Source organism: Nocardia tenerifensis NBRC 101015, assembly GCF_000308715.1.
Lineage (GTDB): Bacteria > Actinomycetota > Actinomycetes > Mycobacteriales > Mycobacteriaceae > Nocardia > Nocardia tenerifensis.
The window spans coordinates 23381-31534 of record NZ_BAGH01000194.1 but is presented as its reverse complement, the minus strand read 5'-3'; the positions used below and the strand labels follow the sequence as shown (position 1 = coordinate 31534).

8 protein-coding genes and 1 pseudogene are annotated in these 8154 nt (G+C 68.6%); 3 read left to right on the top strand and 6 right to left on the bottom strand.

Features of this window, described 5'->3' with window-relative positions:
* The coding region (locus ON39_RS16595) for a DinB/UmuC family translesion DNA polymerase (protein ID WP_040735111.1) at positions 1-490 on the top strand (490 nt) is incomplete at its 5' end.
* A gap of 4 nt (positions 491-494) precedes the next feature.
* Here the strand turns inward: ON39_RS16595 and ON39_RS16590 are convergent.
* From ON39_RS16590 to ON39_RS16565, 6 genes are all read right to left on the bottom strand, one after another.
* A complete protein-coding gene (locus ON39_RS16590; protein WP_040735094.1) occupies positions 495-905 on the bottom strand; it encodes a nuclear transport factor 2 family protein in 411 nt (136 codons plus the stop codon).
* Between the two features lie 65 nt (positions 906-970).
* Positions 971-1849, bottom strand: a complete 879-nt coding sequence (locus tag ON39_RS16585; protein WP_040735092.1) for a phosphoribulokinase — start codon at positions 1847-1849, stop codon at positions 971-973.
* 17 nt (positions 1850-1866) lie between these two features.
* Entirely contained in the window at positions 1867-2946 is a 1080-nt protein-coding gene (locus tag ON39_RS16580; protein ID WP_040735091.1) for a class 1 fructose-bisphosphatase, read from the bottom strand.
* A gap of 16 nt (positions 2947-2962) precedes the next feature.
* Positions 2963-3985 (bottom strand): AAA family ATPase, encoded by a 1023-nt coding sequence (locus tag ON39_RS16575; RefSeq protein ID WP_051186718.1) that lies wholly within the window; start codon positions 3983-3985, stop codon positions 2963-2965.
* Positions 3975-4397, bottom strand: a complete 423-nt coding sequence (locus tag ON39_RS16570; RefSeq protein ID WP_040735090.1) for a ribulose bisphosphate carboxylase small subunit — start codon at positions 4395-4397, stop codon at positions 3975-3977. Before ON39_RS16570 ends, ON39_RS16575 begins: the two co-directional genes overlap by 11 nt.
* A gap of 20 nt (positions 4398-4417) precedes the next feature.
* Positions 4418-5860, bottom strand: a complete 1443-nt coding sequence (locus tag ON39_RS16565) for a form I ribulose bisphosphate carboxylase large subunit (protein ID WP_040735088.1) — start codon at positions 5858-5860, stop codon at positions 4418-4420.
* Positions 5861-6221: 361 nt separating this feature from the next.
* On the opposite strand from ON39_RS16565, the gene ON39_RS16560 reads away from it, so the two are divergent.
* Entirely contained in the window at positions 6222-7097 is an 876-nt protein-coding gene (locus ON39_RS16560; RefSeq protein WP_246002634.1) for a LysR family transcriptional regulator, read from the top strand.
* A 98-nt stretch (positions 7098-7195) separates the two neighbouring features.
* Positions 7196-8026: pseudogene (locus ON39_RS16555) on the top strand (class I SAM-dependent methyltransferase); the annotation flags it as partial.
* Positions 8027-8154: the final 128 nt, after the last annotated feature.

Here is an 8154-nt window from a genome sequence, read left to right as displayed (position 1 = left end):
GACCGGCGTGCGCCGCCGCTCCCTCGGCGCCCAGCGCGCACTCGGGCGCGTGCCGCACCCGCCCGACGAGATCGAGGCCTACCTGCACGGCCTCACCGACCGCCTGGGCCGACGGTTGCGCGCCGCCGACCGCATCTGCCGAACCCTGGTGCTGCGCTTACGTTTCGACGATTTCACCAGGGCCACCCGCTCGCACACCCTGCCCGAGGCGACCGACCACACCGAGACGCTGCTGCACGCCGCCCGCGCACTGCTGGCCGCGGCGATGCCGACGATCGAAGAACGCGGACTCACCCTGATCGGCCTGGCCCTGACCAACCTCACCGACGCCGACCCGTTCCAGCTGTCGCTGCCCTTCGAGGCCCGCGCCGCCAACACCCTCGACGCGACCCTCGACGACCTGCGCCACCGCTTCGGCTCCGCCGCCGTCACCCGGGCCGCGCTGCTGCACCGCGGTGAGGGCCTGTCGGTCCCCCTGCTCCCGGATTGACTCCCTACGGCTGAATCTGCGCGGCGGCCAAGGCTTCCTCTTGGATGCGCGGGAACTGCGCGCCCATGGCCTCGGCGAGCGCCTGGGCGGCGGAGAGGGGGCGGACCATGACGGTGAGGCTGTCGATCCTGCCCTCGTCGTCGTAGTGCAGGAAGTCGCAGCCGTTGACCGTCTTGCCGTCGACGGTCACCTCGAAGATCAGCGCGTGGTCGCGCCCGCCCGCGTCGGCGATCTCGCGCACGTAGCGGAAGTCCTCGCCGAACACGCGCAGCACCCCGCGCAGGATGGCGGCGGTGAGCGCCTTGCCCGGGTAGGGCTTGAACGCGACCGGGCTGGTGAACACCACGTCGTCGGCGAGCAACGCCTCGATCGCCGCGGCGTCCCTGGCCTCGACGGCCTCACGGAACGTAGTCATCCCCGCACCTCGCATATGCAACTCGTTGAATAGGGTCGGTACGAGGGTAACCCAGCACGCCGCGATCAGCGAGAGCGCTTCGGGCGCTTGTCCATCAGCCGCAGGATCAGCGGCGTGAAGATCAGCTGCATGGCCAGTTCCATCTTGCCGCCGGGCACCACGATGCAGTTCGGGCGCGACATGAACGAGTCGTGCAGCATCGACAGCAGGTAGGGGAAGTCGATCACCTTCGGGTCGGCGAAGCGGATGACGACGAAGCTCTCGTCGGCGGTCGGGATGCTGCGGGCGATGAACGGGTTCGAGGTGTCCACCGTCGGCACCCGCTGGAAGTTGACGTAGGTGTGGGAGAACTGCGGGCAGATGTACTTCACGTAGTCGGGCATGCGCCGCAGGATCGTGTCGATCACCGCCTCGCTCGAGTATCCGCGTTCGGTCTTGTCGCGGATCACCTTCTGGATCCACTCGAGGTTCACGATGGGCACCACGCCGACCAGCAGGTCCGCGTACCGCGCGACGTTCACGCTGTCGGTCACCGCCGCCCCGTGCAGCCCCTCGTAGAACAGCAGGTCGCTGCCCGGCGCGAGATCCTGCCACGGCGTGAACGTGCCCGCGGGCTGCCCGTACGGCTTGGCCTCGTGCTCGTCGTGCAGGTACTTGCGCACCGATCCGACACCTGTCTCGCCGTAGTCGCGGAACAACTTCTCCAGCTCCTCGAGCAGATTGGCCTGCTCGCCGAAGTGTGAGAACGTCGTATCGCGGTTCTGCTCGGCCTCGGCCATCGCCAGCTTCATCTCGTCGCGGTCGTAGCGGTGGAACGAATCACCCTCCACGACAACGGCATTGATGCCTTCACGGCGGAAGATCTCCTGAAATGTCCGCGTGACGCTCGTCGTTCCCGCGCCGGACGATCCGGTGATGGCGACGACGGGATGCTTGACCGACATGACACCTCCTACGGTTTTCAGTGCGGCGCAGGCCGGAACAGCGACCGCGAGCCGAACAACGAGCTGTCGAAGACGTGCCCCTCGTCGGGCTCGCTGTGGTAGCGCTCGATCCGCTCGACCTCGTTGCGCGAGCCGAAGATCAACGGCACCTGGTGGTGCATGTGCTCGGGGGGCACCTCCAGGACCCGTTCGCCGCCCGTGGTCGCCCACCCGCCGGCCTGCTCGACGATGAACGCGATCGGATTGGCGCCGTAGAGCAGCGAGACCCGCCCGGGCCGCACCGGCGGGCGGTCGTCGTGCGGGTACAGATACACCCCGCCCCTGGTCAGAATGTGGAAGGCGTCGGCGACCAGCGAAGCGACCCAGCGCATATTGAAGTCGCGCCCGCGCGGCCCCTCCACCCCGTCGAGGCACTCGTGCACGTACCGGCGCACCGGCCGCTCCCAGAAGCGCTCGTTGGCGGCGTTGATGGCGAAGCCGGAGGTGTCCTCGGGGATGCGCATCCGCGGATGGGTCAGCACGAACGCGCCGATCTCCCGGTCGAGGGTGAACCCGTCGACCCCACTGCCTGTGGTGAGCACCAACATGGTCGCCGGGCCGTAGAGGGTGAATCCGGCGCAGACCTGACGGACACCGGGCTGGAGGAAGTCGTCGGCGGTGGGCGCGCCGCCGACCCGTTCGGCGGCGCGCAGCACGCTGAAAATCGTTCCCACAGGCAGGTTTACGTCGATATTGGACGAGCCGTCGAGCGGATCGAACGCCAGCAGGTACTTGCCGCGCCGATGCTCGTCGGGCACCGGGTGGATGGCAGGCATCTGCTCCGAGAGCAGCGCGGCCAGGTGGCCGGTCCACTGCGTCTCGGCCACCATGACGTCGTTGGCGATGGCGTCGAGCTTGCGGTGCACGGCCCGCGGCAGGTTGTCGGGCTCGGCGGCGCCGAGCGAGCCGACGATGGCGCCGCGGGTCACCTGGTTGGCGATGATCTTCGTCGCCGTCGCGACGACATTGACCAGCGCGGAGAACTCCCCGGACGAGCCGGGGTGGCGATGCTCCTGCTCGATCGTGTAGCGGGTGAGCGTCTTCAGTCCTTCTGGCATGGGCGCCTCGATCTCGTCACGCCGGGGCCCGCGCGCTCGGGCCCTCCCGCGTCTCGCTGCTGTCGGTGAATACACTGCTGTCGCTGAACACGCTGCTGCCGTAGACATCTCGGTCGGTCAGCGTGATCAGGTCGGTCTTGGTCAGCGGCGTGTGCAGCTCGACCAGCCGCTTGGCCTGCCGCAGCCGGCACCGGTCGAGCGCGTTGCGGACGCTGCGCGCGTTGGAGAAGCGCGGCCGGGTCATCCGCAGCGCCAGGTACTCGGCGAAGGCGGAGTGCGCCGGCTCGTCGAAGCGAAAGTTCTCCCCCGCCACCATGAGTTCGGCGATGCCCATGAGTTCGGCGTGGGTGTAGTCGGTGAACTCGAGATGATGGGCCACCCGGGAGGACAGCCCCGGGTTGGCGGAGAAGAACCGCTCCATGCGATCCGGGTAGCCCGCGAAGATCACCACGAGGCTGGCGCGCTCACTCTCCATCTCCTGCAATAGAATCTCGATGACCTCCTGCCCGTAGTCGCGCTCGTTCTCCGGGCGGAACAGGTAGTAGGCCTCGTCGATGAACAGCACCCCGCCGGCCGCCTTGGCTAGCGCCTCCTTGGTCTTGGGCGCGGTGTGGCCGATGAACTGGCCGACGAGATCGTCGCGGGTGACAGTGTGCACCTTCGGTTTTCGGATGTAGCCCAGTGCGTGCAGCATCTCGGCCATGCGCAGCGCGACGGTCGTCTTGCCGGTGCCCGGCCCGCCGGTGAAGCTCATGTGCATGGTCGGGCGCGAGGAGCTCAGGCCGAACCGCTGCCTGGCCCGGTCGATCAGCAGCAACGCCGCGATCTCGCGCACCCGGCGCTTGACGTTGGCCAGGCCGACGAGCTCGGCGTCGAGCCTGCGCAGCGTGTCCTCGACGTCGCCGCCCGCGATATCGGTCGAAAGATCCAGCACCGCATCGTCATCCAGGATCTCGGGCTCGGCGGACTCGGCGCGCACCGGCCTGCCGTCGCCGACGCCGGGACGATGCAGTCGAAAACCGTTGGCCTCAGCCGCCATACCGCTGCCCCTGGCGCTGATCGGTGGCGTAGGAGTGCAGTCCGTACTTCTGCCGCCGATCCGGGCCTTCGGCACGGGTGAGCGCGAAGCCGGGCTCGTCGGCCGGGCGCTGCACCAGGAAGCTCAGCGCCGTCGTCTGCCTGCCGAAGCGGGCGTCGTAGGCCAGCACCCGCACGTAGTGGCGCGGGAAAGTCGCCCGGCAGGCGTTGATCTCGGCGAGCACGCCGTCGGGCTCGTCCAGGTCGAACAGCGGCAGGCCCCACATCTCCCAGTAGGCGTTGCGGGGGTGGGGATCATCGGTGTACTCGATGGACACCGGCCAGCTGTTGAGCAGCGCGTAGCGCACCTGAGCGGCGATCTCCGCGTCGGTGAACTCCGGCAGATACGAAAACGTTCCGTGACGCAGGTACATGAGTTGAGCTCCAAGGGGTTTCAGCGAGTGGCCGTCGGCACCGCGTCCGGCGCGTCGGTGGAGGTGTAGTCGAAGGTGACCTCGCCCCAGGTCGCGAGCGCGACGTCGAGCGGGCGGCTGATCTCGGCCGCCTTGCGCAGCACGTCCGGGCCCTCCTTCAGCAGATCGCGACCCTCGTTGCGGGCCTTGACGACCGCCTCGAGCGCGACCCGGTTGGCCTCGGCGCCGGCCGCGATGCCCAGCGGATGCCCGATGGTGCCGCCGCCGAACTGCAGGATCACGTCGTCGCCGAAAAGGTCGAGCAGCTGGTGCATCTGGCCGGCGTGGATCCCGCCGGAGGCCACCGGCAGCACGCCGGGCAGGCTGGCCCAGTCCTGGTCGAAGAAGATGCCGTTGCCCGGATTCGCGGGAATGTGGTTGTCGCGCAACGTGTCGTAGAAGCCGCGGGTGGTCGCCGGATCGCCCTCCAGCTTGCCGACCACGGTGCCCGCGTGCAGGTGATCGACGCCGATCAGCCTGCACCACTTGGCCAGCACCCGGAAACTGACCCCGTGGGTCTTCTGCCGGGTGAACGTGGAGTGACCCGCCCGGTGCAGGTGCAGCAGCACCCCGTTGCGCCGCGCCCAGTGCGACATCGACTGCATCGCCGTGTATCCCACGGTCAGGTCCATCATGATGACGACGCTGCCCAGCTCCTTGGCGAACTCGGCGCGCTCGTACATGTCCTCCATCGACGCCGCGGTGACGTTCAGATAGTGGCCTTTGATCTCCCCCGTCTCGGCCATCGCGCGGTTGACGCCCTCCATCGCGAACAGGTAGCGGTCGCGCCAGCGCATGAACGGCTGGGAGTTGATGTTCTCGTCGTCCTTGGTGAAATCCAGGCCGCCCTTGCACGCCTCATAGACCACCCGGCCGTAATTGCGCGCCGACAGACCGAGTTTCGGTTTCACCGTGGCGCCGAGCAGCGGGCGGCCGTATTTGTTCAGATATTCGCGCTCCATCACCGTGCCGTGCGGTGGGCCCTGGAAGGTCTTCACGTACGCCACCGGAATCCGCATGTCCTCCAGGCGGAGCGCGAGCAGTGGCTTGAACCCGAACACATTGCCGATCACCGAGGACGTCAGGTTGGTGATCGACCCCTCCTCGAACAGGTCGAGATCGTAAGCGACATAGGCGAAATACTCCCCCGGCCGGCCGGGCACCTCGTCGATGCGGTAGCACTTGGCCTGGTACTTCGAGTGCGCGGTCAGCCGGTCGGTCCACACCACCGTCCATGTCGCCGTGGACGATTCGCCCGCCACCGCGGCCGCGGCCTCGATCGGGTCGACGCCCGGCTGCGGGGTCACCCGGAAGACGGCGAGCACATCGGTGTCCGCGGGCTGATAGTCCGGCGCGTAATACCCCATCGACGCATACGATTGGACGCCCGGATCCCACCGGTCCCGCTGGATTTCCTCGGCCATCGTTCCTCCTGGCGGTCGCTGCGGCGGGTCACCGGGTCGGGTGCCTGACGAATTCCAGGATGACGGCGGCGCGGACAACAAACAATTTGATTGTTCCTGCGAAAACTCAACCGAATAGTCAGGTTTCGCGCCGCCGCGACGGGGAAAGCGCGGGCGCGTGTGCTGGAAAACTTCCGGACGGCGCACCGAGCACCCCGGGACGCGCACCGTCCCGGGGTGTTCGGGCGCGGCGCGGAAGGGGGTCACGCGCCGCTGTCGGGTTGCCCTGACACTCACGATGTTTCCACACAGCAGCGCTCGCGCGCGGCCGTCAATTCCGTGGGCACCAGAGTCACCGTCGAGGGTTTGCTACCGTCGGCGGATGCGAGCGGTCAGCGCGGCCAGGATGGAGACATTCCTGGTGGTCGCCCGCCTCAGCAGCATTCGCCGCGCCGCCACCCAGCTGCACATCACCGAGGCCGCGGTCTCGGCCGCCGTCGCGCACATCGAGAAGCAGCTCGGGGCCAAGCTCGTCGCCAAGTCCGGGCGCGGCATCGTGATCACCGAGGCCGGCCGCGTCTACGCCGAATACTGCCGCAGCATCCTCGGATTGATGAACGAGGCGCACGCCGCGGTGCAGCAGGCCGAGACCGGGCGGCTGCGCATCGGCGTCGTCGCCACCGCGGGCGAGTACGTGCTGCTGCGCCCGCTCGCCTCGTTCCGCGACCGCTACCCCGACATCGAGCTGAGCCTGTCGGTGCACCCGCGCGACGTGCTGTTCCTCGAATTGCAGCACCACGAAACGGATCTCGTCATCGCGGGCCGTCCGCCGCGCAACACCGGACTGGTCGTGCGCGCCCGCAGGCCGAGCCGGCTGATCGTCGTCGGCTCGGCCGAGCACTGCCCCGATCCGCTGCGCACCACCTGGCTGCTGCGCGGGCGCGGCTCCGGTACCCGCGACGCCACCCTGGCCCTGCTCGACGATCTCGAGATCACCCCGCCCACCCTCACCCTCGGCAGCCACGGCGCGGTCCTGGCCGCAGCCCGGGAAGGGCTGGGCGTCACGCTGATACACAGCGACGCCGTCTCGCAGGACCTCGAATCCGGTGCGCTGCAAGTCCTTCCGGTCACGGGCACGCCCCTGGACCGGCCGTGGCACGCCATCACCACCCGCACACCCACCCCGACGACCCGGCTGTTCCTCGCTCACCTGCTCGACCCCGGCGAGGTCGGCGCGAACGCCTTCCACCCGGCCTGAGCGCAGCGGAACAGACTCCCGCACAACACCTCTGAACCGTCCGCAACGTGACGCTGACCACAATGGCGACCGGTCCGGCCTGTGCCAGACTGAGCCGCATGACTGGCGGGAAAACACCCATCTCGAACGTATCGGACACCGCGCGGTGGGTCGCCGCCTACCGCGCCCGCGAAACCGCACGCCCCGACGCGCTGTTCCACGACCCGCTGGCCGACCGCCTCGCCGGACCCCAGGGCTACGCCATCGCCGACGCCGCCCCGCGCGTCATGCGCAACGGCTGGCCGCTGATCGCCCGCACCGCGCTCATCGACGACCTCATCGCCAAGTCCATCGCCGAGGGCTGCGACCGGGTCCTGAACCTGGCCGCCGGATTGGACACCCGCCCGTACCGGCTCGACCTGCCCGCCGACTTCGTCTGGGTCGAGGCGGACCTGCCCGGGATTCTGGAGGAGAAGGAGGCCGCGCTCGCCGCCGAGACGCCGCGCTGCACGCTGATCCGCCGCGCGGTCGACCTCTCCGATCACGAAGCGCGCGAGAAGTTCCTCGACGAGGCGCTCGGGGCGATCGGCCCGGTGACCGAGCGCGCGACCAAAGCACTGGTCCTCACCGAAGGTTTGCTGCTCTACCTCGACCTCGACACGGTCACCGAGTTGCTGCGCGCGCTGGCCAGACCGGAGGTCGGCTGGTGGATGGGTGACATCCTGCTCAGCTCGATGAACATGAATTCGGACTCCCTGCTCGACAACGCCCCGCTCAAATTCACGCCGCCCGGCGGGCTCGCGTACTTCGAGGGCCTCGACTGGCATCCCCTCGAGATCGAGGAGCTGCTCCTGAACGCCCGCAAACTCGGCCGCGCGCCGTGGTTCCTGCGGCCCTTCACCTATCTCCCCCAGCCCGATCCCTACAAGCCCATGCGCCGCCCTTGGTCCGGCGTCATCCGCTTCCATCGCTATGCCCCGCAAGATGTTTCGGGTTCGACCGACGAGTCACAGCGAGTTCGGACATCGAGCCGCCGACGGAAGTCGGTGCTCGCGGGGATCGCGGTGGTAGGACTCGG

Excerpts from the sequence above, each read along its gene's own strand:
- ON39_RS16565 (WP_040735088.1), bottom strand. The coding sequence starts at position 5,860 with ATGGCCGAGGAAATCCAGCGGGACCGGTGGGATCCGGGCGTCCAATCG.
- ON39_RS16590 (WP_040735094.1), bottom strand. The coding sequence starts at position 905 with ATGACTACGTTCCGTGAGGCCGTCGAGGCCAGGGACGCCGCGGCGATC.
- ON39_RS16580 (WP_040735091.1), bottom strand. The coding sequence starts at position 2,946 with ATGCCAGAAGGACTGAAGACGCTCACCCGCTACACGATCGAGCAGGAG.
- ON39_RS16575 (WP_051186718.1), bottom strand. The coding sequence starts at position 3,985 with ATGGCGGCTGAGGCCAACGGTTTTCGACTGCATCGTCCCGGCGTCGGC.
- ON39_RS16585 (WP_040735092.1), bottom strand. The coding sequence starts at position 1,849 with ATGTCGGTCAAGCATCCCGTCGTCGCCATCACCGGATCGTCCGGCGCG.
- ON39_RS16560 (WP_246002634.1), top strand. The coding sequence starts at position 6,222 with ATGCGAGCGGTCAGCGCGGCCAGGATGGAGACATTCCTGGTGGTCGCC.
- ON39_RS16570 (WP_040735090.1), bottom strand. The coding sequence starts at position 4,397 with ATGTACCTGCGTCACGGAACGTTTTCGTATCTGCCGGAGTTCACCGAC.